Source organism: Leucobacter chromiisoli (assembly GCF_016522505.1).
Classification (GTDB): Bacteria; Actinomycetota; Actinomycetes; order Actinomycetales; family Microbacteriaceae; genus Leucobacter; species Leucobacter chromiisoli.
Genome location: NZ_JAEHOH010000012.1, coordinates 1 through 25,839 on the forward strand (window position 1 = coordinate 1; position 25,839 = coordinate 25,839).

The following is a 25,839-nucleotide window of genomic DNA, read 5'->3' on the forward strand; positions in this document are numbered from 1 at the left end:
TCAGACGGGCGTTACGGTGGGACATGAGAACCTCCGAGTTCGTGAAGACGTCAGATATCTCCACTAAGCCCGGAGGTTCTCCCTTTTCACAAGGCCCGCACCACCACCAACCTCATGGCCGGGTACAGCTAGACGCGCTCGGGCCCGGGGCACCCTCGCACCCCGGGCCCGAGCGATCGCTGCGGCGAGCCCGGATCATCCGGCCTCGAGGGCCTCCTCGATCGCCCGCTTGAGGCGCTCGTCCGCCTCGCCGTAGGCGGTCCAGTCGCCGCTCTTCATCGCCTCGTCGCGGTCGGCGAGAGCGCTCTGCATCTCTCGGAGCGCGGCCTCGAGCGAGCCGCCGCCCGACGAGCCGCCGGATCCGCCCTCCGCATCGGAGCCGGAGCCCTCCGATCCGTCGGAGCCCTCGCTCGGGGTCTCCGTCTCCGAGACGTCGCCGTCTCCGGCGCTGGCCCCGGAGTTGCCGCCGAAGAGCTCGTCGAGGGCCTGATCCAGCGTGTCCTCGAAGGCGATGTCGTCGCCGAAGGAGACGAGCACCTTCTGCAGCAGCGGGAAGCTCGTGCCCGAGGAGGCCTCGATGTACACGGGCTGCACGTAGAGCAGACCGCCGCCCACGGGGAGCGTCAGCAGGTTGCCGCTGATCACGTTCGTCTCGCCCTGGCGCAGGATGTTCAGCTCTGTGGAGACGGCGGGGTCGGTGTTGTAGGCGTTCTGCACCTGACCGGGGCCCGGCACCGTGTCGCCCTTGGGCAGCGTGAGGAGCTTCAACTTGCCGTAGTCCTCGGATATCTCGCCGTCCTCGGATCCTGCGTTCGCGTTCGCCGCCAGATACCCGGTGAGGATGTCGCGCGCGCCCTCCCCCGTCGCGTCGGGGATGTACGTCGAGTAGATCGAGTAGTTGGGTTCGGCGCCCGCCCCAGCCGAGAGCGTCAGGTAGTACGGGGGCTGCGGCAGGTTCTGGTTCGCCGACACGGGGTCGTTCGGCGTGCGCCAGGCGTCCTCGGCAGAGTAGAAGGCGCCCGCATTGGTGACGTGGTACTTGCTCAGCACCTCGCGCTGCACCTTGAACAGGTCGGTCGGGTAGCGCACGTGGCTCAGGAGGTCTCCGCTCATCTCGGAGACGCTCTGCAGCGTGCCCGGGAACACCTTGCTCCAGGCCTTGAGGATCGGATCCTCGGTATCCCAGGCGTAGAGCGTCACGGTGCCGTCGTACGCGTCCACGGTCGCCTTCACCGAGTTGCGGATGTAGTTGACCGGGTTGCTGGGCGAGCCCGCCGGGTTGTCGGCGTCCACCGTCAGCGCGTTCATGTCGGTGACGTCGGAGTAGGGGTAGCTGGCGGAGGTCGTGTAGCCGTCGATGATCCACTTCACGCGGCCGTCCACGACGGAGGCGTAGGGCGCCGCGTCGATCGTGAGGTACGGCGCGACCTTCTGCACGCGGTCGATCGGGTTGCGATCGTAGAGGATCTGGGAGCCGTCGACGACGGCGCCCGAGAGGAGCACCTCCATGTCCTGGAACTTCAGCGCGTAGATGAGCTTCGTGAAGATGTTGTTCAGCACCGGGCCGCCCTCGCCCGAGAAGGTGGTGAGGTTCTGACGCTCGCCGTCCACCTCCTCCGTGGCCTCGACCGAGTCGTCCTCGGGCGCCTCCTCGGCGGCCTCGGCCCCCTCCGCGGTGTCGGCGCTCGCCTCGGCCCCGCTCTCGGCGTCGGCCGGGTAGTCGACCTCGATCGGGCGATCGCGCTCCCCGCCCACGATGGAGTACTCGGGGGAGTTCATGCCGAAGTACACCCGCGGCTCGAACTCGCCGAGCTTGCCGCTCGTCGGGATGCCGTTCTCGAGGAACACGGGCTCGCCGCCGGGCGAGCGCTGGTTGCCGAATGCGGCCACGAGGCCGTAGCCGTGCGTGTAGACCAGCGTGCGGTTGTACCAGCTGTTCTGGTTCTCGACGTCGATGTCCCGGATCGCCGAGACCGTGTCCTCCACCTGGCCGTCGATCTCGTAGCGGTCGACGTTCAGGGAGTTCGGGAACGTGTAGTACTGCTTGCTCTGCTCGAGCTGCGCGAACGTCCGGGAGATGACCTCGGGATCCATGATCCGGATGTTCGCCGTCGCGACCGCGTCGTTGCGCAGCGCGCCCGGCTCGGCGTCGGTCACCGCGTCGTAGCGCTCGATCTCGACGTCGTCGATGCCGTAGGCGGTGCGGGTCGCCTCGATGTTCCGCGTGATGTACTCGTCTTCCAGGCTCTTCTCGTCGGGCTGCACCTGGAACTGCTGGATCGCCCACGGGTAGCCGACGCCGAGCACGAGGCTGGAGGCCAGGAACAGCGCCGTGCCGATGACGGGGAGCCGCCACTTGCCGGTGAACGCCGTGATGAGGAACAGGATGGCGATGAGCACCGCGATGCCCGCGAGGATCTGCTTGCCCGGGATGACGGCGCGCACGTCGGCGAACGTGGCGCCCGTGAGCAGGCCCTGCGGGTCGTTCAGCGTGCGGTACTGGTCCAGCCAGAGGCTCACGGCCTGCAGCAGGAGGTAGAGCACCGCCAGCACGGCCGCCTGGATCCGGGTCGCCTTGGAGATCCGCACGTCGCGGCCGGAGAAGGAGATGCCGCCGTAGAGGTAGCTCGTCGCGACGCCGAGGATGAGCGAGATCAGCGTGACCGCCGAGGCGAAGCCGACGATGCCCTGCAGCAGTGGGAGGTCGAACAGGTAGAAGGAGACGTCGAGCCCGAACTGCGCGTCGGTCGCGCCGGTGCCCTCGCGGTTCATCCACAGCAGCACCCGCTGCCACTGCGCGGCCGAGCTGAAGCCGGCGAAGAGGCCCAGCACCGCGGGGAGCCCCCACTTGACGAGGCGGCGCAGCGGCTCGATGAGCTCCTGGTAGCGGTCGAGCTGCGCCGTGAGACGCGCGTACACCGGGCGCTTGCGGTAGGCGATGTCGATCGCGAAGAAGACCGGGATCGCCATGGCCAGGAAACCGATGAGGAACATCGCTCCCGCCGCGATCCACTGGGTCGTCAGCACCGGGAGGAACCCGAGCTGGTCGTACCACAGCACCTCGGTGATCACCGCGGACGCCGCGAGGAACGCCAGCACGAGGACCACCACCAGCACGATGGTGATGGTGAGGGGCGAGATTCTACGGGAACGGGCGGCCGGAGCGGAGACGTTCTGGTCGGTCACGTTGTTGTTTCCTGTCCTGTATCTGGGCTTGCCCAACACCCTATCGGCACCCGCTGACAGGAGGCTGCCGATCGATCGCCGACGGCGCCTCCCGGTCGCGACGGCGCGAACCGGGCACGGGCTACTCCGCGGGGCACCGCTCGAGGCCGGGCGGGGTGCCACCGTCCGCGGCGGTCTCCACCGCCGCGATGGCCTCGGAGAGGGTCGCCACGGGCGCGAGCCGCAGCCCCTCGGGGAGCCGGTCGGGCACGTCCCCGCAGTTGCCGACCGGGATCAGCATCAGATCCGACCCGGCCCGCGCGGCGCCCCACATCTTCTGGGACAGCCCGCCGATCGGGCCGACCTCGCCCGATTCGCCGATCGTCCCGGTGCCGCTCACATCGATGCCGTCGGTCAGCGATCCGGGGGTGAGCTCGTCGTAGATGGCGAGCGCGAAGATCATCCCCGCGCTGGGACCGCCGATCTCGTCGAGGCTGATGGTCACCTCGAAGGGCAGATCGTACTCCGACACCACGGTGATCCCGAGCAGGGGATCCTCGCCGCCCTCGGGGATCTCGGGCGTCACGGTCTCGGTGCGGCGCTCCCCCGAGCGCTCGATCAGCAGCTCGACCTCGCTGCCGGCTCCCGACGACGCGACGGCCGCGCGCAGCGACTCGAAGTCCTCGACGGGGTCCGCCCCGACGGCGACGAGCAGGTCCCCCTGCTCCAGGATCCCCTCGGCGGGACCGTCCTCGGCGACGGATCCCACCCGCAGCATCACCGGCACCGGCTCACCGAGCTCGTCGAGGGCCGCAGCGACGGAGCGCGTCTGCGAGGAGCCCATGAGGGCGGTGTTGACGGCATCGCGGTCGTCCTCGGTGGTGCCCTCGGGGAAGAGCGACGACATGGGGGTGATCTGCTGCGTGCGATCGAGGAGAGCGGGCACGAGCGACAGCCAGTCGACGGGCTGCTGCGGGCTGCCGACCGTCGTCACCGTCAGCAGGTTGAGGCGTCCAGTCGTCGGGTACGTGTCGACTCCCTCGAGCCGGATCACGTCCTCCGTCTCGCCCTCGATCGTGATCTTCCCGAGGGTGTCCACCACGGGCCCGGGACGCTCGATCACGTAGGGCGACGGGATCGTCGCGGCGAGCAGGACGACGAAGGCCAGGATCGCGCCGCCGAGCATGAACCGCATCCTCCGATGCTCGCGCTCGTAATCGATCAACTCTTCCTCCTCCACGGGTCCGCCCGTCTCGGGCGTTCCCCCGGTGCGGGCGGCCCGGCCCCGTGTTCGCAGTGGGCGCAACCGGATGCCGCGGCGATGGGCAAATCTAGCAGCACAATCTGAGGCCCGTGCCGTAGCGTGGAACGCAATCGACCGAGGAGAGCTGCTGATGAGCGCGGACGAACACGACGACGCCGGAACCCCCGAGGACGGGGGGCGCAGGCCCGACGACGACATGGAGGAGCTCCAGCGGATCCTGCGCGAGATGCTGGCGGGCGGGAGCGCGGCCGAGGAGGCCGGATTCGACCCGTCGCAGTTCGCGGCGGCGGCGGGGCTGCCCGTCGATCCGGCTGCCCTCCAGGGGCTCTTCAGCACGCTGCGCGGAGCGATGCAGCAGCCCGGCCGGGGCATCGACTGGAGCGCGACCCGGCGCACCGCGATCGAGGTCGCGGGCGACGGCGGCGGCGCGGGGGATCCGGCCCCGGCGATGCGCGCATTCCCCGTCGCCGCGCTGTGGCTGGACGAGGTCACCGACATCGGGGCGTCCGCCGACGCCCCCCGCACGCTCTCCCGCATCGAGTGGGTGCAGCAGAGCGTCGACACGTGGATCGGCTTCGCCGAGCCCGTCGCCGAATCGATCACCGACGCTCTCATGGAGGCGCTGACGCATCAGATGCCCGAGGAGCTGAGCGGGGCGCTGCAGGGCGCGGGGCCGATGCTCCGCAGCGTCGGAGGCGCTCTCTTCGCCGTGCAGCTCGGCTCGATCATCGGCAAGCTCTCGGGCGAGGTCGTCTCGGCGGGGGACATCGGGGTGCCCCTGATGACCGGGCCGGGGCGCGAGGGCGGCGCGCTGCTCCCGACCGGAGTCGCGGCGTTCGCCGAGGGGCTGGATCAGGACGCGGAGGCGGTGACGCTGTATCTCGCGGTGCGGGAGCTGGCGCACGCGCGGCTCTTCCGGCACACGAAGTGGCTGCGGCTGCATCTCGTCACCGCGATCACCGACTACGCCCGCGGCATCAGGATCGACACCGACCGCATCGAGGAGATGGCTCGGGAGATCGATCCGCAGAACCCCGAGCAGATCCAGGAGCTCCTCGCCGGCGGCGCGCTGATCCCCCCGAAGACGCCCGAGCAGGAGGCCGCCCACGCGCGCCTCGAGACGATGCTCGCGCTCATCGAGGGGTGGGTCGACGTCGTCACCGCCGACGCGGTGACCCGGCTGCCCGGCGGTGAGGCCATCGCGGAGATGGTGCGGAGACGGCGCGCGACCGGCGGGCCCGCCGAGCGCGCCTTCTCGACCCTCGTGGGACTGGAGCTGCGCCCGCGCAGACTCCGGGAGGCCGCGGCGCTGTGGCGCCTCGTCGCCGAGCGGGGGGATCGCGGCGTGCGCGACGGTCTCTGGGCCCACCCGGATCTGCTGCCCACGACCGAGGAGCTGGATCATCCGGCGCGGCTGCTCGAGCGTCTCGGACTGGCGGGCGGCACCCCCGAGCCCGAGGAGGAGGTCGACGACTTCGACCGCGAGCTGAGCCGACTGCTCGACGGCGAGCTCCCGCCGCACGAGGCCTCGGAGGACGGGAGCGGCGAGGGCGGGGAGCCCCGGGATCCCGAGGGGCCCCGCTCGTAGGGCGTCGTTCACAGGCGGCGTTCGCACCCCTTTCGAAGCCTCCCCCTGTGGAGAACGGTGCGCTCGCCGGCGCCGTGCCCCAGACTGCGGCTATGACCCCGAGACTCACGCGCATCGACCCGGACCTCCCGCTGTGCTGGGAGGATCCCCGCACGCTGCGCATCGGCTTCGACCGCGCCTGCGCGCGGGTGCGGAACCCCTCGGCCGGCGAGCAGCGGCTCATCGGAGCCTTCATCGGGGGCGTGGACATCGCCCGACTCCCCCGCATCGCCCGGAGGCTCGGCTCCGCTCCCGACGAGACGCGACGGCTGCTCGCGACGCTGCAGCCGGTGCTGATCGACTCGGGCGAGCAGGGGCGCGACGCTCCGGCCGATCCCCCGCTCCTGAGGCTGCATCTCTGCGACGACGCGCGGCCCAACCGCACGATTCGGGCCGCTCTGCTCAGCACCGGGCTCTTCGCGACCGATGCCCCGCCGGCGTACGCCGAGCCGCCCGACCTCGTCGTGCGCATCGAGCGGTTCCTCGAGCCCCTCGAGCGCTCGCTGCGCTGGCTCGCGGCGGGCGTCCCGCATCTGCTGATCCGGTTCACGGACCGGAGCATCCGGATCGGTCCCCTCGTCGGCCCCGCCGGATCGCCGTGCCTGGCCTGCGTCTCCCTGCGGCTCGTGGACGCCGACCCCGCGCTGCCGACGCTCGCCGCGCAGCTCGTCGGGCGCGAGCCGCGCAGCGAGACGCCGGCCGGCGCCGAGGCCGCGGCGAGCTGCGCGGCCGGCTTCGTCAGGCACTGGCTCGCTGGAGCCGCGCGGGTGCACACGACGCAGGTCTCGCTTCCGGTCTCGCGCGGGCTCGTAGCGGGCCTGCCCACGCTCGAGGCGCTCGCCCCGCACCCCTCCTGCGCGTGCGGGGACGCGGGAACGGTACCCGATGCCGAGGCGGGAGCGGTGCCCGAGCCCTATTCCCCGGCGAAGGCGAGGCCGGCCTCGGCGATGAACCTCGAGGGCGCCCTCGCGCTCCGCCCGCCCGAGGCCGCGCCCGAGAGGCGCAGGGCGTCGCGGGCGCGGGTGAAGGCGACGTAGCAGAGGCGGCGCTCCTCCTCGATGGCCTCGTCGTCGACGGCGTGGCCGATGGGCAGGAGCCCCTCGCTCAGCCCGACGACGTGCACGAGCGACCACTCGAGGCCCTTCGCCGCGTGGATCGCGCTCAGCGTCACCGACTCGAGCGTGGGCTCGTGGTGCGCGCGCTGGCGGGCCAGCAGCTCCTCGCTGAACTCCCGGATCCCCGTGCCCGGCGGCGCCTCGTCGACGAGGGAGAGCAGCGCGTTCAACGCCTCCCAGCGATCCCGCTCCGCCGGCCCCTCGGGAGGTCTCGAGGTCCACCCGATCGAGCGCAGGACATCGCTCACGATCTGGAACAGCGGCCGGTCGTCGGCGACCTTCGCCTCTCCCCGGATCAGCATGACGGCCTGGCGCACGTCGGCGCGGTCGAAGAACCGCTGCGCGCCGTGGACGCGGGTGCCGAGCCCCGAGCGCCCGAGCGCCTCCTCCAGGCGCGCGGACTGCCCGTTCGTGCGGTACAGCACCGCGATCTCCGAGGGCGGGGTGCCGGAGGCGACGCTCGCCCGGATCGACGAGGCGACGGCCTCGGCCTCCTCCTGCTCGCTCGCGAACCACTCGACCGCGGGAGGCCCGACGGCCTCCTGCCGGATCGCTTCGAGGGTGAGGGCGCCCGGGCGATCCCGCATCAGCCGGTTCGAGGCGCGCACGATCGGCTCCACCGAGCGGTAGTTCCGCTCGAGCCGGAACTGGCGCGCGTGCGGGAACTCGCTGCCGAAGCGCAGGAGGAACGAGCTCGACGCCCCCGCGAAGGAGTAGATGGTCTGACTCGCGTCGCCGACCACGCAGACGTCGTCGCGGTCTCCGAGCCACACGCGCAGCAGCGCGTGCTGCAGAGGCGAGACGTCCTGATACTCGTCCACCGTGAAGAAGCGATACCGCTCGCGCACCTGGAGCGCGGCTCTCGGCTCGGTCTCGAGCATGCCGGTGAGCAGCACGAGCACGTCCTCGAAGTCGATCTGCCGCCGTTCGTCGGTGATCCGGCTGTAGGCTTGATGCACGTCCACGAGCTGCTCGGGGGTCAGCCCCCCGGGCACCGGCCGCTCGTGCACCCGCTCCGCGTACCCGTCGATGCTCAGCATCGACACCTTGCGCCACTCGATCTCGGAGGCAGCGTCGCGGAGCCCCTCGGCGCCGAGTCGGAGGCCCAGCGACTCGACCGCCTGCGACACGACGGACACCTTGCCCGGAAGCACCTGCGGCGCGGATCCGCCGACGAACTGCGGCCAGAAGAAGCCGAGCTGCGCCAGGGCGGCGCCGTGGAAGGTCTGCGCGCGCACCCCCTCCGCGCCGAGCCCGCGCAGCCGCGCCTGCAGCTCCCCCGCGGCCTTCCGGGTGAACGTCACGGCGAGCACGCGGTCGGGCGCGTAGGCGCCCGTGCGGACGCCGTGCGCGATCCGGTGCGTGATCGTGCGCGTCTTCCCCGTACCGGCGCCGGCGAGCACCGACACGGGGCCTCGGAGGCATTCGGCGATCTCGCGCTGCTCGGGATCGAGGTCCCCGAGCAGGTCGTCAGCGGACGGCTGCACCGGATTCGCCCTCGTCGACCCACCGGTCGATCATCCAGCGCGCGATGGACACCGGCATCGGCAGCGTGATGCCGGGGGCCGGGTCGCGCAGCTCCTCCCGGCTGAACCAGCGCAGCTCGGAGATCTCCTCAGGATCGGGGCTCAGGTCGTCCGGGTCCGCGCCCTCGGCGAGCCTGGCGCGGAAGCCGAGCATGAGCGAGCGCGGGAACGGCCACGGCTGGCTCGTCACGTACTCGACGGCCTCGAGCGGCACACCCGCCTCCTCGTAGACCTCGCGCAGCACCGTCTGCTCGGCCGACTCGCCGGCCTCGACGAACCCGGCGAGCAGTGAGAACCGCCCCGTCTCCCAGAGCACGTTCGAGCCGAGCAGCACGCGCCCGTCGTGCTCGACGAGCACGATGACCGCGGGATCCGTGCGCGGGAAGTGCTCTCCGCCGTGCTCGTCTCGGCGCCCCCAGCCGCCGAGCATGGGCGTGGTCGGCCGGCCGTCCCGCGGCGAGAAGCCCGCGGCCTCGTGCCAGCGCAGCAGGCCGGACGCGACCGTGAGGATCTCCCGCTCGGTGTCGTCCAGGCGCATGCCGACCGCGAAGGGGTGCCGCCAGACGGCTCCCGGGATCCCCGCGACCTCCTCGCCGTCGCCCGCGGCGGATGGAGACCCCGACCCGTTCGCGCCCGGGTCGCCCGCCGCCAGCGCCCCGTGCCGATCCTCCGCGACCGCGAACACCGGCGCGCCGCTCATGCGGCCGAGGTAGCAGTGCCCGGCGCCGTTCCCCTCGATCACGGGGGTGTAGCGCCCCTCGACGGGCGCCAGCGCCAGCGCCGCGCCGTCTTCGCGCTCCCGGACGGGGACGAGGACGCCGTTCACCCGGAGTACGCGCGCTCCCGCCTCGTCCCAGGCCGCGGCGAGGGCCTCGGCGCTCGCCCGAGCGGCCGCGTCCCGGTCGAGCTGCCCGCTCGCCAGCGGGGGCATGGGAGTTCCCATCGGCATTCCTCTCACTCGTGGATCTCGGTGCGCGGCCGGCCTCCCCGGGGCCCGCCATGCGGCTCCGGCCGCCCCGGCGTGTGGCGCGCGATGCGCGTGGCGTCCGTCACGATCGCGTAACGCTGCCTACGCTGAGTGCATGGCCAGCATTCCTCTCACTCTAGCCGCGCTCGCGACCTCGGCCGTCCCCGGGCTGGCCGTCCACGGGGCGCGCGAGCACGCCGGCGACGGCGACGGGGCCTTCACCTCCGCCGTGCTGGTCGCCGAGGAGGGGGAGCTCATCGTCAGGGTCCCCCGCACGCAGGCCGCCGAGGTGCAGCAGTCGGCCGAGCTGCTCGGGCTCGCGGCGCTCACGGAGGGCGCCCGCGCCCGGTTGCCCTTCGCCGTCCCCGAGACGCTCGGGGTCACCCGGGCCGGCGACACCCGGGCCACGGTGACGACGTTCCTCGCCGGCGGGCGCGTCGACGCCTCCGACATCGAGTCCGAGGCGCTCCTGCTGCAGCCGATCGCGGAGGCGGTGGCCGCGATCCACGAACTGCCCCACAGTCTCGTGCAGCAGGGCGGCCTCGGCGCCCTCACCGCCGAGGAGGTCAGGCTCCAGGCCGCGCGGCTCGTGGAGCGGGCGGAATCCACGAGGCTGCTGCCGGAGATCGTGCACGAGCGCTGGACGCAGGCCCTCGACGCGACGGAGATGTGGGACTTCGCCCCGACGGTCGTCCACGGGTCCCTCGACGCCGACCGGCTGCTCGTCGCCGACGACGGGATCGCAGGCGTGCTGGGCTGGGGCGAACTGTCCGTGGGCGACCCGGCGGGCGACCTGGCGTGGCTGATCTCCTCGGGCGAGGAGGTCTTCGACGCCGTGCTCGCGCGCTACTCGCTGCTGCGCGATGCCGGACACCTCGGCCGGCTGCGCGCGCGGGCCCTGTTCACCCACCAGCTCGGCGTCGCCCGCTGGCTGCTGCACGGCGTCGAGAGCCGGGACTCCGAGATCGTCGACGACGCCGTGGCGATGCTCGACCGTCTCATGGACCGGCTGACGTCGATGGGCGAACCGCTGCCGACCCGCAGGCCGCTCTCCGACGACCAGGTGTCCCAGCTGCTCGACGAGGTCCCGCAGGTGAACGACCTCCTCTCGGACACCGCCGCCTACGAGGCGCTCGATGAGGATCGCATGTTCCACGCCGACACCGACTTCGTGGAGGTGCTGCGCGGGGAGCCCGCCGACGAGGACGGGGACGACCGGGAGGATGGGGACGACCGGGAGGACGGGGACGACCGGAACGGGGACCGGGCGGACCGGAGCGGCGACGAGCGCCGCGAGGCGCCGGACGGAGCGGGATCCGATATCCAGCTCACCGAGCCCGTGGAGCAGCTCACCGAGCCGATCGACCCCGTGGGCCCCGGCGCCGCGGACGACGACGGATCCGATGCGCCGCGGGCGGAGGGACGCCCCGGGCGTCCGGGTCGTTCCTGACGGCGGAGCTCACCGGGCCGGCGCGAGACGCGCCGCCGCCTCGTACCAGATGCGCTCGAGCTCCTCGAGGCTGCGCGGCTGCTCCCCGCGCAGCTCGACGCCCTCGGCGACGTAGAACAGCGAGACGTCGATGCGCTCGGGCGGCACTCCCGCCCACTGCGCGTAGGCGTGGCGGTAGAGATCGAGCTGGAAGAACCGGGACCGCCGCTCGACGTCATCGCGGGGCGCCCGGCCGGCCTTCCAGTCGACGATCTCGTAGCGATCCTCCCCGTCGGACTCCTCCCGGTAGACGGCGTCGAGCTTGCAGACCAGGCTGCGCCCGGCGAAGGGCAGCGTCACCTCCTGCTCGACCGCGATCGGCTGCAGGGCGGCCCAGCGCGAACGCTCGAAGCTCTCGATGAGCGGTGCGAGCTCCGCCTCGGTCTCGAACTCCGCGAGCTCCGGATCGGCGACCCCCGGTTCGAGACCGGCGAGCGGCAGCGCGGTGCCCCTCGCCGTCGTCGCCCGGCGCTCCACCCACTCGTGGAAGCGGTTGCCGATGCGGGTGCGCCGGTAGGGCCGCTGCGGGAGCGGGCGCAGCCTGCGCCGCTCCGCGGTCTCGGGATCCTCCACGAACTCGTGGAAGGTCGACGCGGTGATGCGCTCGGGAAGCCCGTCGCCGGCCGCGGAGCCGCTCGACGAGGTCGGTTCCGGCACCGAGGCCGCGGCAGGCCTCGCGGCCGCGGCCGGACCCGCACCTGCTCCGGCGGCGAGACGTCGCGCCTCCGCCGCCTCGCGCTCGGCGAGCAGCAGTTCCACGGTCGGGTCGATCCGCGGTTCCGAACCGGTCTCGGCCCTCCGGGCCGGGGCCTCGAGCGCGCGCCGGAGCGCATCGGCGGCCCGCAGCACGCCCTCCCGGCGGGAGCCCAGCGGGTCGAGCGGCCACACGACCGTGCGGTCGGGGCGGTCCCGCGGATCCTGCTCGTGCGCGCTCTCCTCCGGAAGCCCGTCGATGATGCCGCACTCGTCGAGGTCGCGCAGGAAGACGGAGGGCGAGCGCGGCCGGCTGCCGCCGCCCCAGAACGAACCGGTGAGCAGCAGGCGCGAGGCCGCCCGGGTGACGGCGACGTAGGCGAGGCGGCGCTCCTCGGCCCGGTGCCGCTCGGCGAGCAGATCCTTGTAGCCCGGCACGCGCTCGACGCCTCCCTCGGTCTTCTCGGTGAAGCCGTTGACGGCGCGGTGCAGGTCCTCCTGCGTGGTCGCGGTGCGCCAGTCGAGCGCGGGCCTGGCCGCCGCGTCTCCGAGCAGCTCGTCGGGGATGCGGCCCGGCCGCAGCCAGCCCAGCCCCTCCGAGGAGGGCAGCGGGAATTCGTTCTCGGTGAGGCGCGGGATCGCGACGAGATCCCACTCGAGCCCCTTGGAACCGTGCCCCGTGATGAGCTGGACGGTGCCGGGCTCGGGCTCGGGCACGTGCTCGGCGGCCTGGTCGAGCTCGTTCACCCGCTCGAGCCAGGCCAGCACGGAGGCGAGGGTGCCGTGCTCGTCGGTCGCGAGGAAGCCCTCGACGAGGTCGACGAAGGCGTCGAGGTTGGCGCGCGCGACGGCGCCGCCCTCGTACCCGCTGCGCTCGTTCGCCTCGAGCTCGATGTCGAGTCGCAGGCCGTGCTCGATCGCCCGCAGCAGCTCCGGGATCCCCGCTCCCGCGGCCTGCCTCAGCTGGCGCAGCAGCTGCCCGGCCTCCCGCAGTCGCTCACGGCCGGGCGCGCTGATGCCCCGCAGCGCGGCGTGGTCGAGCCCGCGCATGCCCGCGATCTCGTCGAGCGCGTCGAGCAGCGTGAACTGCATGTCGGGATCGGGGAGGGCGCGATCCTCCGACCGATCCTCCGCGTCGAGCGGCTGCTGCGCCGTGTCGCGTCCGGCGAACCAGCGCGCCGCCTCCCCGAGGCCCGCGAGGTCGGAGACGCCGATCGCGAACCTCGGCCCGCTGAGGATCCTGATGAGCTCGCTGCCCGCGTCCGCGTACCAGAGGCAGCGCAGGGTGCTCACGACGTCGGTGATCTCGGGTGTGGTGAGGAGCCCGCCGACGCCGACGATGCGGTTCGGCACGCCCGCCTCCGTGAGGGCGGCCGAGACGGCGGGCATCGCCGACCTCGTCCGGAACACGACCGCGGCGGTCGGCAGCTCGCCGGTCCGTGCGGCGTGCTCCTCCCGCGCATCCCGCAGCCAGGAGGCGAGCTGCGCGTACTCCTCGTCGACGGTCTCGGGATAGCGCCACTCGACCTGCGCGGGATCCGTCCCGGCGGCGCCCGCCGCTCCGAAGTGCTCCTCCTTCGACCGAAGCCGCGGCACCTCGACGGGCGACTCGGCGTTGAGCGGGGCGACGATCGCGCCCGCGGCCTCGAGCACGCGGGCCGGGTTGCGCCAGCTCACCGAGAGGCTGAGCGTGGCGGGCTCCTCCGGCGCCCCAGCGCCTCGGAAGTCGCGGTGGAAGGAGCGCAGGTTGTCGGCGGACGCCCCCCGCCAGCCGTAGATCGACTGGTGCGGGTCGCCGACCGCCATCACCGAGCATCCTGCGAACAGCCGCGAGAGCAGCCTCGTCTGCCCGACCGAGGTGTCCTGCACCTCGTCGAGCAGCACCACGGGCGTGCGCTGCCGCACCACGGCGCCGGCGCGCGGGAACCGCTCGAGGGTCTCCACGGCGAGCGCGAGCTGATCCGAGAACTCGATGAGCCCGAGCCGGCGTTTGCGCTCGGCGAACTCGCGGGCGAGCCGGGTGGTGAGCAGCGTCGTGTCGAGGTTCGTGAGGGCGTCCCGCACCACGGCGTAGAGGCGCCCCTCCTGCCCCTCGGCGCGCGCCTTCGCGTTGTAGGGCAGGCTGCGGACCCGGCCGAACTCGGCGATGACCTGGTCGACCCTGTCGAAGGAGGTGAGGTTGTCGGAGACGGCGTGGTCGATCTCGAGCACGCGCCGCACGAGGGTCGGGATCGACTCCCCGCTCCGCACGAGCTCGGGGTCGTCGCTCGTGCACACGACGTCCCGGGCGAGGCGCCAGGCCGTCGCCTCGTCGATCACCGCCGCGGCGGCGGCGACTCCGGCGAGCGCGCCGAACTCCTGGACGATCGCCGAGGCGAACGAGTTGTAGGTGCTGACGTCGGGCAGCTCGAGTCCCGCGGCGCGCCCCTCCAGGATCTCGGCCGCGCGGAGCGCCTCCTCGCCGCTCAGCGCGCCGCGCTCGTCGGCCTCGGCCAGGCGCTCCGCGAACGCGTTCAGCCGGCCGGCGACGCGCTCGTTCAGCTCCCCCGCCGCCTTCCGGGTGAAGGTGAGGCCGAGCACCTGCGCCGGCTGCGCGAGCCCGTTCGCCACCAGCCAGACCACGCGGCCCGCCATCGTTTCGGTCTTGCCGCTTCCGGCGCCCGCGACGACGAGCGCGCTGCCGCCGAGGGGGTGCTCGATCACCCGGCGCTGCTCCTCCGTGGGGAGCAGCGCCCGGTTCGGAGGGACGGCGAGCAGCTCGGCGATGCGCGCAGCCGAGAACACCGGGGCCCGGTCGCTCATGCGCGGCTCACCGCCGGGATGACGTGCAGGCGGCAGGATCCGCCCCGGCTGTACGCGTTCGAGCAGTGGTGCTCGATCCTCGCGGTGAACCGGCTCCCCGCCATGACCCGCGCGATGTCGGCCACCCGGTTCGCGAAGGCCTCCTGCGCCTCGGGGTCGAGCAGGGCCTGCCCCGCCTCCGTGTAGGTCAGCCCGCTCCGCGCCCGCTCCCGCTTCGGCACCGCGTCGGGGTGCACGTAGAGCAGTCTCGCGCCTCCGTTCACGGTCTCGCCGATATCCGCGCCGTCGGTCGGGTCGAAGGCCCCGTGGATCACGCCGAGCTGATAGGCCCGCAGCTGGGCGTGCTGCTCCAGCTCTCCCGCGGTCGGCCGGTGCTTGCCCGTCTTGAGGTCGACGACCGATATCTCCGAGCGTCCGTCGGGCAGGGCGCGGGCCTCCAGACGGTCCGCGATGCCGGCGAGTCGGGCGCGGCCGATCTCGATCGAGAATCCGGCCTCCGTGCCGACGAGCTCGCGGCCGGACGCCTCGAACTCGCGCAGGTAGTCGGAGAGCCCGCGCACCATCTCCTCGGCGAGGCGCAGCGTCCGCTCCGCCTCCCACTCCGCGTCGAAGGGCAGACGGCTCCACTCGGAGGCGACGGTCGCGAGCAGCGCCTCCGGGTCGGACCCCTCCGCTTCCTCGAGGGCGCGGTGCAGCAGCGTCCCGAGAGCGGAGCTCACCCCTCCCGTGCCGCCGCCGAGCCGTGAGATCGCCCAGTCGAGCGGGCATCGCTCGGCCGTCTCGAGCTGAGAGGGGCTCACCTTCACGCGCGCCTCCGGGTCGCCGTCGAGATCGACGAGGGGCGCCTCGGTGCTGGTGGGCTGCACACCGTACCACTCGTCGGGGCGGGCGCCCGGCACCTCCGCGCGGGCGAGCGCGGCGAGCGAGTCCCTCGCGACCCTGTCGTCGGGATCCCGGGTGAGCCTGCGCCGCATCTCGGCCACCGCCCCGCGCAGGGTGAGCCGGGAGCTCGGCAGCCGGTCCGGGGGCTCGTGGCGCCGGCCGATGCCGAAGAACGAGCTCGGGTGGTGGTCCTCGTCCGCGACCGCGACGGCGAGCAGCTCTCCCCGGGCCCGCGCGCAACTGTGGGCGAAGAGGCGCAGCTCGTCGTGGAGCGTGTCGCGGCGCGAGGGCGCCGCCGCCTCTCCGCCGCGAAGCCACCGTTCGAGCGCCGTGACGCCGAGCAGCGATCCCCGTGCGCGGAGGTTGGGCCAGACCCCGTCCTGCGGGCCGAGCAGGCACACGACGTCGTACTCCCTGCCGATCGCGCCCTGCGGGGTCGTCACCGTGACGGCCCCGCGCTCGCTGCGGGCCGCGAGCGTGTCCTCGGGCACCGTGCTCGCGAGCAGCTCGTCGAGCACCTCGGACACGGGCAGCTCGCTGTCCTGCTCCTCGTGCCGCTGCAGGGCGAAGAAGAGGCCGAGCACCGCGTCGAGGGCCCGGTGCGCGTCGTCGGAGCGGGATCCCCTGCCGTCGAGGGCCTCCTCCTGCCAGCGCCCGGCGAGGCCGGTGCCGTTCCAGATCTCCCAGAGCGTCTCGCGCGCCGTTCCGCCGTTCTCGCGGACGCGGACTCCGGCCGCCGCGAGCCGGCCGAGCCGCCTGAGCGCGCGGCCGCCGGCGCTGTCGACGACGGGCTGCGCGCCGGGGAGCCCGAATGCCTCGGCGACGATGCCGTCGATGCCGCCGGGCTCGCGCCCCGCGGCCCTGGCCTCGCGGTTCTCCTGCAGACGCAGCGCCCCGCGGAGGCGGCGCAGCGCGATCGGGTCGAGTCCGCCGACGACGCCCCCGGCGAGCTCGAGCACCTCCGCCGGCTCGAGGGGGGCGAGACCGAGCGCGTGCTGCAGCAGGCGGATCAGCTCGCGGACCACCTGGTGCTCGCGCAGCACGAGGCCGCCGGCGGCCACGCCCGTGGGCACCTGATGCCCCGCGAGGACGCGAGCGGCGCGAGCGGCCTCCCGGCGGCTGCGGCAGATCACCGCCATCCGCTCCCACGCCAGCGGTCGGCTCGTGTCGAGCCCGAGCCGCCGCCGCCGCAGCCGATGCGCGATGACGCCCAGCTGCTCGGCGAGCGTCGGCACGGTCGCGAACTGCACCGCCTCCGCGCCCGAGGCCGCTCCGGATGCCTCGCCTGGGGCGCCGGCGCCCGTGCCTTCGCCGCCGGCCTCTCCACCGGCCTCGGCCTCGGCCGCCCGTTGCGCGCCCGCTCCGGCCGCGCCGATGCGCTCGGTGATCTCGCGCACGAAGGCCCGGATCCCCTCGCCGTGCCGGTGCACCGTGCCGAGCACGACCTCCTGCTCCCGCTCGCCCGGGAGGCGCGGGGCACCGCGCCGCTCGAGTTCGGAGGCGAGCCGCGCGAGCACATCGGTCCGCTCGCCGTGGAAGGCGCCCGTCGCGATGTCGGGGTCGCCGAAGACCCACACCCGCGACCCCCGGGAGGCGCAGGCGGCGAGCAGTGCGAGCTCGCCCTCTCCGAGCTCCTGCGCATCGTCCACGAGGACGAGCCGGGGCACGGGGATCCCGTCATTCCCTCCGTCGTCGCGGCCGATCGTCTCGGCGGCCGCCCGCAGCATGCCGCTCGTGGTGAGCTCCCCCGGGCGCTCGTCGCGCATCCGCGCCGCCGTCGCGCGGATGAGGCCCAGCGCGGCGACCCACTGCTCGACGAGCTCCGCCTGCGGAGCTCGCGTGCGGGCGCTCGCCGCGGCCTCGCCCGCCGCGCGCACGAGCTCGGCGCTCAGCCCCTCGGGCGCCAGCGCGAAGTCGTCGAGCACGCGCCACAGCTCGCGGAGCTCGGCGCGGAAGGCGGCGCTCTGGAGCACCTCGGGCGCGAACGCCGCGCCGAGACGGCCCGTCTCCCCGGACTCGCCGCCTCGCTCGATCTGCTCGGCGAGCGCCTCGTCGTGCACCGTGCCCGTGAGCAGCCGAGGGGCCGGCTCGCCCCGCAGCGCCGATGCGCGCGCGAGCACCGAGAAGGCGAACGAGGCGGCGGTGCGCACCGGCGTGCCGCCGAGGGCCCGGCCGAGCCTGCGTTCGAGCTGCGCCCGGAGCTGCGAGGCCACCAGGCGGTTCGGCGCCAGCACCAGCAGTTCCCCGTCGGACCAGCCGGGCAGCGCCGAGACCCGCGCGAACGACTCCACGAGCGTCAGGGTCTTGCCGCTGCCCGGGGCCCCCACCACGCGGGCGTGATCGGTCGGATCGAGGGCGAGGACGCGCTGCTGAGAGGTGTCGAACCGGGGCATGCCGCCAGCCTAGTGAGCACCTGCGACATCCGCGCCGCGTCGTGCGCTGCCAGCGAACGAGCGGGGATCGACGCCTCCGCCGCGCCGTCCGCGCCGTAGACTCGAGAGCATCACCGACATCCCGACCAGGAGGCACCCGTGGAAGTTCGTATCGGCATCACCCAGTCCCCGCGTGAGCTCAGCTTCGAGACCGATTCGAGCGCCGACGAGGTGCGCAGCGCCGTCGAGGGGGCGCTCACGGGCGGGCAGGCGCTCGTGGCCCTGAGCGACAACCGGGGCAAGCAGTACCTCGTGCCCACGGCGACCATCGCCTACGTCGAGGTCGGCGGCGACGGCGGCCGCAGGGTCGGGTTCGTCAGCTAGCCCCCGGGGCGCGTCGAGGCTCCGCTCGGGTCGCGCTCGAGCAGCACCGCGACCTCGAGATGCCCCGTGTGCGGGAACATGTCGAACACGCGCGCCTGCCGGAGGCGCAGCGACGGCATCGCCTCGAGGTCGCGCGCCAGGCTCTCGGGGTTGCAGCTCGAGTAGATCACGTGCCGCACGCCGCCGGCCTCCTCCAGCCAGCCGGCGAGCTCGGGGCCGATCCCCCGGCGGGGCGGGTTCACGACGACGAGCTCGGGCAGGTCCTCGGGCGCCGCGTCGAGCGCGAAGGCTGTGGCGTCGCCGGCCTCGAACGTCGCCGCGATCCCGGCCTCCTCGGCGCTGCGCCTCGCCGACCGCACCGCCGCCGCGCTCAGCTCCACTCCGAGCACCTCGACGGGCCCCGCGCCGCTCCCCTGCAGCGCACCCGCCAATCGCAGCGCGAAGCCGCCGACGCCGCAGTAGAGATCCCACAGCGAGGCGGGACGGCACTCCGCGGCCCAGGCCGCCGCCTGGGCGTACAGCTCCCGCGCGACCGCGGTGTTCGTCTGGAAGAAGCTCTGCGGCCGCAGATGCAGCGAGACGTCGCCCATCCCCATCGTCAGCGACGATCCGAGCAGCATCTCCTCGCGCTCCCCCTCGAGCACCGCCTTGTGCTCCGGCAGCAGGTTCACCGAGATCACGGCCGCCCGGGGCACCAGCTCGCGGAGCCTCGCCACGCGCGCCCGGATCCGGCCGAGCCCCTCCTCCGTGCGCACCACGAAGCGCAGCATCAGCGCGCCGCCCGGCGCCGCCGTGACGTGCACGAACTTCAGCTCTCCGCGGCGGGCGGGCACGTCGTAGGGCGGGAGGCCCGTCGCGTTCAGGAACGTCGCGAGGTCGGGGATCGCGGCCCGGATCGCCGGCTCCTGGATCGCGCAGCGGCGCAGGTCGACGCCCCGCCCGTCGGGGCCGAGGATGCCGAGCGCGACGTCGCCGGCCCGGCCGCCGACCACGAGCTTCGCCTTGTTGCGGAAGTCGCGGTCGCCGCCGCTGAACGCCGGCAGCCAGCCCGCATCGGGGACCGCGGCGAGGAGCTCGCGGCACCGGCGCTCCTTGGCCCTCAGCTGCTCCGCGTAGGGCGTCTCGATGAGGGTGCAGGATCGGCACGCGCCCGCCTCGAAGTAGCCGCAGCGGAGCGGCTTCCCCTCCGGGACGATCGGGGTGAGCGGAATGGTCGGCACGGTGCTCTCAGGCGGTCAGGCCGAGGCCGTCCATCCGCCGGATGTGGTCGGCGATGAGCTCGGTGAAGACGGGCTCGACCTCGCTCGCGACGAACGGGCGGCTCTCGCTGAGCGAGAGCACCGCGCGGGAGACGAGCAGGGTGTCGCCGACGAGGCGCCTCCCCCAGAGTGCGAGCCAGCTCGAGAGCCCCGCCTCGGCCGCGATCTCCGCCTCGAGCAGCGCCTGGAGCTCCGCGTGGCCGCCCCGGTCGCGCAGCAGCTCGATGGCCTCGCCGCGGTAGCCGTCCTTCAGGCCGCCCGCGAGACTCGCGAAGAAGTCGTCGAAGAGCCCGCCGACGAGGTAGAGCGAGAGCACGTGCTGGTGCCAGTCGAGGGCCTCGATGCGCGAGATGTACCGATCGATGACCTCGCTGAACGGCGCCATCACGACGTGCGGCTCGTGCCCGCGGCGACGGATCTCGGCCGTCAGCCGCTGGTGCTTCGACAGCGTCTGCCCGGCGATGCGCGCCAGCACGTCCTTCGCCTGGAGCGTCGGGGCGCCCGACACCGCGCGCGTGGCGGCCTCGTAGAGCTCCAGCTGCAGATAGGCGGTGAGCCCGAGGAAGGGGAGGATGCCGGGGGCGAACTCGGCGATCTCGACGCGCTCGGCGTCGCTCGCCTCACCCCTGGCGCGCAGCTTGCGCGCGGGCGCCTTCGACTTGCGCAGGCCACGGATCCACTCGAACACCACGCCAGTTTAGCGGCGCGCGGGGCCGGGAGCGGGCATAGACTGGACGGGCAGACAGGCGCTGCGGACGCGGAACGCGCGATGCGGGCCCCGGCCCCGCGGTTCGGCGACCTGGGCGGGCCCCGGATCCGGGGCACCGGCCGCGAACACGACAGGCCGCGCACGTAGAGACCATGAGCGTGGCACCATCAGAACGAATTGGAACTCCACGTGACCACTTTCCACGAACTCGGCGTCGATCCCGACCTCGTCGACGCGCTCGCCTCGGAGGGCATCGTCGATGCGTTCCCGATCCAGGAGCAGACGATCCCCCTCGCCATCTCGGGCCAGGACATCATCGGCCAGGCGAAGACCGGCACCGGCAAGACCTTCGGATTCGGCCTGCCCCTGCTGCAGCGGGTGGGCGCCGATCCCGCGGAGGGCGTGCAGGCGCTCATCGTCGTGCCGACCCGCGAGCTCTGCGTGCAGGTCTACGAGGATCTCGAGCTCGCGGCGAAGAACCGCAGGGCGACCGTCGTGCCGATCTACGGCGGCAAGGCCTACGAGGGTCAGATCGAGCAGCTCAAGGCCGGCGCGCAGGTCGTCGTCGGCACCCCGGGCCGCCTGCTCGACCTCGCGAACCAGCGCGTGCTGAACCTCAAGAACGTGCGCGAGATGGTGCTCGACGAGGCCGACAAGATGCTCGACCTCGGCTTCCTCGCCGATATCGAGAAGCTGTTCTCGCTCACCCCGGCGACCCGTCACACCATGCTGTTCTCGGCCACCATGCCGGGCACGATCGTCACGCTCGCGCGCCGCTTCATGTCGAAGCCGATCCACATCCGTGCGACCGACCCCGACGAGGGTGCGATGCAGGCCAACATCGAGCACATCATCTACCGGGCGCACTCCCTCGACAAGGACGAGGTGATCGGCCGGATCCTGCAGGCCGAGGGCCGCGGCAAGACGGTGGTCTTCATGCGGACGAAGCGCGCCGCCGCGAAGCTGCAGGAGGAGCTCGTGGACCGCGGCTTCAACGCCGTCTCGGTGCACGGGGATCTGAACCAGGATCAACGCGAGCGCGCCATGGCCTCGTTCAAGGCCGGCAAGAAGGACATCCTCATCGCCACCGACGTCGCGGCCCGCGGCATCGACGTCGACGACGTCACCCACGTCATCAACCACACCGTCCCCGACGATGAGAAGACGTACCTGCACCGCGTCGGTCGCACCGGGCGGGCCGGGCGCACGGGCATCGCCGTCACGTTCGTCGACTGGGACGACATGCACAAGTGGGCGCTCATCAACAAGGCGCTCGATTTCGGCATCCCCGAACCGCAGGAGACCTACTCCTCGTCGCCGCACCTCTACACCGACCTGAACATCCCGGAGGGCTCGAAGGGCCGGCTCAAGGCGACGCCCGTGAAGGAGCGCTCGGGCTCGGGCCGCGGCGCAGGCCGGGACGGCGCTCGCCGCTCGGGCTCGGGCGCGGGGTCCGAGAGCGCCGGGGAGGGCCGCACGCGCCGCCGCACCCGCGACGGCAACCCGGGCGGCCGGGGCCGGCACGAGACGCACGGCCACGAGGCCCACGGCCACGACGCCGAGGGCGGCGGCGAGCCCGGTGCACCGCTGGAGCGGGCCTCGGCCGGCGAGCGCGCCGAGGAGGCGGGTTCGCCGCGTCGTCGCCGTCGCCGTCGCCGCGGCGGCTCGGGGCGCTCGAGCGGCGAGGCCGCGGGTGCGGCCGCCGAGGGCGGGGCGGCCGAAGCGGGCGCTCAGAGCGCGGTCGCCGAGTAGGGCGCTCCCGTCAGCGCGGCACCGCCGCGAGGGCGCGGACGGCCTCGACGACCTCCGCGCCCGAGGTGCACTCGCCGAGGCGGTTGGCCTTGCCCGCACCGTGATAGTCGCTCGCGCCCGTGGCGACGAGGCCGAGTTCCCCCGCCTGCTCCCGAAGACCGGGGATCCACTCGGCGCGATTCTCGGGATGGGACAGCTCGATCCCCCACAGGCCGGCCTCCGCGAAGCTCCTGAGCGCCGCCGGATCCACCGGACGGCTGCTCCGACCCGCGGCGGGGTGCGCGAGCACGGGCACCCCGCCGGCCTCCCGCACCATGCGGATGGTGTCGAGCGTCTCGAGCGCGTAGGTGTCGATGTAGTAGGGGGATCCCGGCCGGAGCAGATCCGAGAAGACGGCGCTGCGGTGTGGGAAGTACCCGGCCACCACGAGGGCGTCCGCGATGTGGGGTCTGCCCACGGTGCTCGCGTCGCCGTCGCCGATCACCGACTCCCAGCTGATGCGGTAGTCGGCCGAGATCAGCCGCACCATCTCGCGGGCGCGCTCGACGCGCGAGCGGCGCACCTCCGCGATCTCCTCGCTCAGGCGCCCGCGGCCGAGATCCGGGCCGTAGGCCAGCAGGTGCGTGGAGCGCCAGCGATGCCGGGTGGTGATCTCCATGCCGGGCAGGAAGTCGACGCCGTGCTCCTCCGACGCGGCTCGGGCGGCGTCCCAGCCGTCGACCGTGTCGTGGTCGGTCAGCGCGAACCCCGCGAGCCCGAGCCCGGCGGCCTCCTCGGCGATCGCACCGGGCGAGGTGGTGCCGTCGGAGTACACGGAGTGGGTGTGCAGGTCGTAGCGGCGATCCCGTGACGTCGCGGGCGTTCCAGTGCGGAGCATTCCCCCATGGTATTCGCTGAGGGCCGTCCTCGGCCTGCGGTGAGAGAATGGCGGGCATGACTGAGCACCAGACGGGTACGCACGAGGCGGAGATCGACAACAGCAACCGCAGCACGACCCCCCGGACCGACGAGTTCCTCGGCTACATCATGTCGGGCTGGGCCGAGCGCGAGGAGCCGGTCCCGGATCCGTCGCCGGTGGCCCCGTTCGCGGCCGCGCGGCGGGAGTCCCTCGGCTCCCGCTTCCCCGGGGATCGCCTGGTCATCGCCGCCGGGGCGATGAAGCAGCGCTCGAACGACACGTTCTACCAGTTCCGGGCGCACAGCGCGTTCTCCCATCTCACGGGCTGGGGCTCCGAGGCGGAGCCCGGCTCGATCCTCGTGCTGGATCCCGTGGCCGACGGCCACGAGGCCACCCTGTACTTCCGCGAGCGCGCCGGCCGCGACAGTGAGGAGTTCTTCGCCAACCCCGAGATCGGCGAGTTCTGGATCGGCGCGCGCCCCTCGCTGAGGCAGGTCGCGGCCGCGCTCGACCTGCGGACGGCGGATCTCGGCGCGTTCGAGGCGACGAGCGACGATCGGACGCTCGACGACGCGGAGGTGGCCCGGGCGGCCTCCGAGCTGCGGCTCGTGAAGGACGAGTTCGAGCTCCGGGAGATGCAGCTCGCGGTGGACGCCACGGCACGGGGGTTCGACGAGGTGCTCGAGGCGCTGCCCCGCGCGAGCGCCGCCGCCCGCGGCGAGCGCGTGGTCGAGGGCGTCTTCAACCAGCGGGCGAGGCTCGACGGCAACACCGTCGGATACGAGACGATCGCCGCGTCGGGGGCGCACGCCTGCACGCTGCACTGGATCCGGAACGACGGCGACGTGCGGGAGGGCGACCTGCTGCTCCTCGACGCCGGCGTCGAGCTCGACAGCCTCTACACCGCGGACATCACCCGTACCGTCCCGGTCTCCGGCTCCTTCTCCCCCGTGCAGCGCAGGGTCTACGAGGCCGTGCTGGAGGCGGCGGACGCCGCACGCGCGATCGTGCGACCCGGCATCCGCTTCGGCGACGTGCACGACGCCGCGATGGCGGTGATCGAGCGCCGCACGCGCGAGTGGGGGCTCGCGCCGACGGGCGACGGCGGCGAGGGCTTCGCCTTCTACCGCCGCTACATGGTGCACGGCACCAGCCACCATCTCGGGCTCGATGTCCACGACTGCGCGCAGGCCCGCCGCGACATGTACATGGATGGGATCCTCGAACCCGGAATGGTGTTCACGATCGAGCCCGGGCTCTACTTCCAGCCCGACGATCTGACCGTGCCCGAGGAGTTCCGCGGCATCGGGATCCGGATCGAGGACGACATCGTGGTGACCGAGGACGGGTGCATCAACCTCTCGTCCGACATCCCCCGCACCCCCGACGACGTCGAGGAGTGGGTGCGGGCGTCACGACGGCGCGGAGCGTCGGCGTAGCCCGCAGTGCCGCACACGGCGGCAGCCCACGGAGCGAAGCGAGGGGCAGCGGGCGTCACGACGGCGCGGAGCGTCGGCGTAGCCCGCAGTGCCGCACACGGCGGCAGCCACGGCGCCCGTTCGCCGAACCGTGCTGGCGGCGATGCCGATCCGCTCCGTATCCGCGGTCTATTCGCGGTCTATTCGCTCATCGCCCGATATCGGATAGCTCCGAGAATCTCCACCCCGGTCGGGGAATTCCCATTCAGCATTTCCCTTCCTCGCGGAATTCGACGGAGATACTCGAGATTCAGCAATTCGAATTCTCTATCGCCCTATACTGCCAATGACATCGTTTTCCACGGCGCTCGAATCGCTATTCGACATTCGTCACCGTGTTCACCGCGAATTCATCCATCGGCAGAAAGGCGAGTAATGGCCAAGAAGATCACCGAGATCCTCATCGACGACCTCGACGGCACGGAGATCGGCCCCGACGAGGGCGAGACCGTACGATTCGCGCTGGACGGCGTGCGCTACGAGATCGACCTCACGAACGAGCACGCGGCGGAGCTCCGCGACGCGCTGCGCGCATACGTGCAGAAGGGCCGCAGGTCGACGGGCGGAGGCAGGGGCGCTCGGGCGTCGAAGCCGAACGCCTCGCGATCCGGGAGCGATCTCTCGGCTATTCGCGAGTGGCTCCGCGCGCAGGGGCACGAGGTCTCCGACCGCGGGCGCATCCCCGCGAGGCTCGTCGCCGAATACGAGGCCGCGAACGGCTAGTCCGGCACCGAGAGCACGGAGGCGGGCGGCGATCCGAGAGGATCCCGCCCGCTTTCCCGTTCCGACCGTCGGCTGTCTATTCCGGATGCCCGGAGAGCCTCATTCCGCCGGCCCGCAGAACATCATTCCGATTGTCGCCGATTGTCGCCGATTGTCGGGAGGGCGTCATTCCGGCTGTCCGGAGAGAATTCTGCGCGCCCGCATCACGAGCTCGGCGTCCGTGACGAGGTCGTAGCGGGTGGCGACCATCTGCATGACCGATGAGAAGTCGCGCCGGTTGCGGTTCATCGCGTACGAGAGCACGCCGAAGAGCATGCCGAAGCCCGCGCCGATGGCGATCGCGGCGGCGAACACCCCTCCGATCGCGGCGTTGTCGGGTTGGAAGATGAAGAGCAGGAGCCCGAGGAAGAGCCCGAGGTAGGCTCCCGAGAGCGCCCCCATGAGGGCCACGCGCCCGTAGCTGAGTCGGCCGGTGACCCGCTCGACGCTGCGCATGTCGTTGCCCACGATCGAGACCTCGCGCACGGGGAAGTTCGCCCGCACCAGCACGTCGACCGCGTTCTTCGCGTCCTGGTAGCGGTCGTACGTCGAGATGATGTCGCCGCTCGGCAGCTCGGGCACGAGGGGGAGGCGGCGGGACGAGGGGCCGAAGGAGCTCATAGCCCCATTGTCCCACGTCCGGGGCCGCGGTGCGCGGTGCTGCGACGAACAGCTCGGAGGACTACCGTAGGTGT

16 protein-coding genes are annotated in these 25,839 nt (G+C 72.8%); 6 read left to right on the forward strand and 10 right to left on the reverse strand.

Annotated elements, in window-relative coordinates; all coding sequences use genetic code 11:
* Positions 1–195: 195 nt before the first annotated feature.
* Positions 196–3,186, reverse strand: a complete 2,991-nt coding sequence (locus JD276_RS09365) for a UPF0182 family membrane protein (protein WP_200115390.1) — start codon at positions 3,184–3,186, stop codon at positions 196–198.
* A gap of 121 nt (positions 3,187–3,307) precedes the next feature.
* Positions 3,308–4,390, reverse strand: coding sequence for a YlbL family protein (locus JD276_RS09370; protein ID WP_233615550.1), 1,083 nt, complete (start codon positions 4,388–4,390; stop codon positions 3,308–3,310).
* A gap of 169 nt (positions 4,391–4,559) precedes the next feature.
* Between JD276_RS09370 and JD276_RS09375 the strand changes: the two genes are divergently transcribed.
* The gene (locus tag JD276_RS09375) at positions 4,560–6,017 is read left to right on the forward strand and encodes a zinc-dependent metalloprotease (protein WP_200115391.1); all 1,458 of its coding nucleotides are present in this window, start codon (positions 4,560–4,562) and stop codon (positions 6,015–6,017) included.
* 952 nt (positions 6,018–6,969) lie between these two features.
* Here JD276_RS09375 and JD276_RS09380 read toward each other — a convergent pair.
* Together JD276_RS09380 and nudC are read right to left on the reverse strand one after the other, a co-directional pair.
* A complete protein-coding gene (locus JD276_RS09380) occupies positions 6,970–8,658 on the reverse strand; it encodes an ATP-dependent helicase (RefSeq protein ID WP_200115392.1) in 1,689 nt (562 codons plus the stop codon).
* Positions 8,642–9,640: an NAD(+) diphosphatase gene (gene nudC, locus JD276_RS09385; protein WP_200115393.1), complete on the reverse strand. Its 999-nt coding sequence runs from the start codon at positions 9,638–9,640 to the stop codon at positions 8,642–8,644. Before nudC ends, JD276_RS09380 begins: the two co-directional genes overlap by 17 nt.
* 139 nt (positions 9,641–9,779) lie before the next feature.
* Here nudC and JD276_RS09390 point away from each other — a divergent pair, with 139 nt between their 5' ends.
* Positions 9,780–11,114 carry a phosphotransferase gene (locus tag JD276_RS09390; protein WP_200115394.1) on the forward strand — a complete coding sequence of 445 codons (1,335 nt, stop codon included), beginning with the start codon at positions 9,780–9,782 and terminating at the stop codon, positions 11,112–11,114.
* A 9-nt stretch (positions 11,115–11,123) separates the two neighbouring features.
* Here JD276_RS09390 and JD276_RS09395 read toward each other — a convergent pair whose 3' ends face one another.
* Together JD276_RS09395 and JD276_RS09400 are read right to left on the reverse strand one after the other, a co-directional pair.
* The gene (locus JD276_RS09395) at positions 11,124–14,648 is read right to left on the reverse strand and encodes an ATP-dependent DNA helicase (RefSeq protein ID WP_200115395.1); all 3,525 of its coding nucleotides are present in this window, start codon (positions 14,646–14,648) and stop codon (positions 11,124–11,126) included.
* On the reverse strand, positions 14,645–17,923 hold the full coding sequence (locus JD276_RS09400; RefSeq protein WP_200115396.1) for a PD-(D/E)XK nuclease family protein: 3,279 nt from the start codon (positions 17,921–17,923) through the stop codon (positions 14,645–14,647). The genes JD276_RS09395 and JD276_RS09400 overlap by 4 nt, the downstream gene beginning before the upstream one ends.
* A 138-nt stretch (positions 17,924–18,061) precedes the next feature.
* On the opposite strand from JD276_RS09400, the gene JD276_RS09405 reads away from it, so the two are divergent.
* Complete coding sequence (locus JD276_RS09405) at positions 18,062–18,286, forward strand: DUF3107 domain-containing protein (protein ID WP_200115397.1); 225 nt, start codon at positions 18,062–18,064, stop codon at positions 18,284–18,286.
* Here the strand turns inward: JD276_RS09405 and JD276_RS09410 are convergent.
* Both JD276_RS09410 and JD276_RS09415 read right to left on the reverse strand, forming a co-directional pair.
* Complete coding sequence (locus JD276_RS09410; RefSeq protein WP_307866518.1) at positions 18,283–19,506, reverse strand: methyltransferase domain-containing protein; 1,224 nt, start codon at positions 19,504–19,506, stop codon at positions 18,283–18,285. The two genes, JD276_RS09405 and JD276_RS09410, sit on opposite strands and share 4 nt — an antisense overlap.
* 7 nt (positions 19,507–19,513) lie before the next feature.
* Entirely contained in the window at positions 19,514–20,233 is a 720-nt protein-coding gene (locus tag JD276_RS09415) for a ferritin-like fold-containing protein (RefSeq protein ID WP_200115398.1), read from the reverse strand.
* Positions 20,234–20,443: 210 nt separating this feature from the next.
* Here JD276_RS09415 and JD276_RS09420 point away from each other — a divergent pair, with 210 nt between their 5' ends.
* The gene (locus tag JD276_RS09420) at positions 20,444–22,006 is read left to right on the forward strand and encodes a DEAD/DEAH box helicase (RefSeq protein ID WP_200115399.1); all 1,563 of its coding nucleotides are present in this window, start codon (positions 20,444–20,446) and stop codon (positions 22,004–22,006) included.
* Between the two features lie 10 nt (positions 22,007–22,016).
* Here JD276_RS09420 and JD276_RS09425 read toward each other — a convergent pair whose 3' ends face one another.
* On the reverse strand, positions 22,017–22,883 hold the full coding sequence (locus JD276_RS09425; RefSeq protein ID WP_200115400.1) for a PHP domain-containing protein: 867 nt from the start codon (positions 22,881–22,883) through the stop codon (positions 22,017–22,019).
* A 56-nt stretch (positions 22,884–22,939) separates the two neighbouring features.
* On the opposite strand from JD276_RS09425, the gene JD276_RS09430 reads away from it, so the two are divergent.
* Positions 22,940–24,343 (forward strand): aminopeptidase P family protein, encoded by a 1,404-nt coding sequence (locus JD276_RS09430; RefSeq protein ID WP_200115401.1) that lies wholly within the window; start codon positions 22,940–22,942, stop codon positions 24,341–24,343.
* Positions 24,344–24,757: 414 nt separating this feature from the next.
* Positions 24,758–25,105, forward strand: coding sequence for a histone-like nucleoid-structuring protein Lsr2 (locus JD276_RS09435; protein WP_200115402.1), 348 nt, complete (start codon positions 24,758–24,760; stop codon positions 25,103–25,105).
* A 165-nt stretch (positions 25,106–25,270) separates the two neighbouring features.
* On the opposite strand, the gene JD276_RS09440 is transcribed toward JD276_RS09435, so the two are convergent.
* Positions 25,271–25,765, reverse strand: coding sequence for a YflT domain-containing protein (locus JD276_RS09440; protein WP_200115403.1), 495 nt, complete (start codon positions 25,763–25,765; stop codon positions 25,271–25,273).
* Between the last annotated feature and the right edge of the window lie 74 nt (positions 25,766–25,839).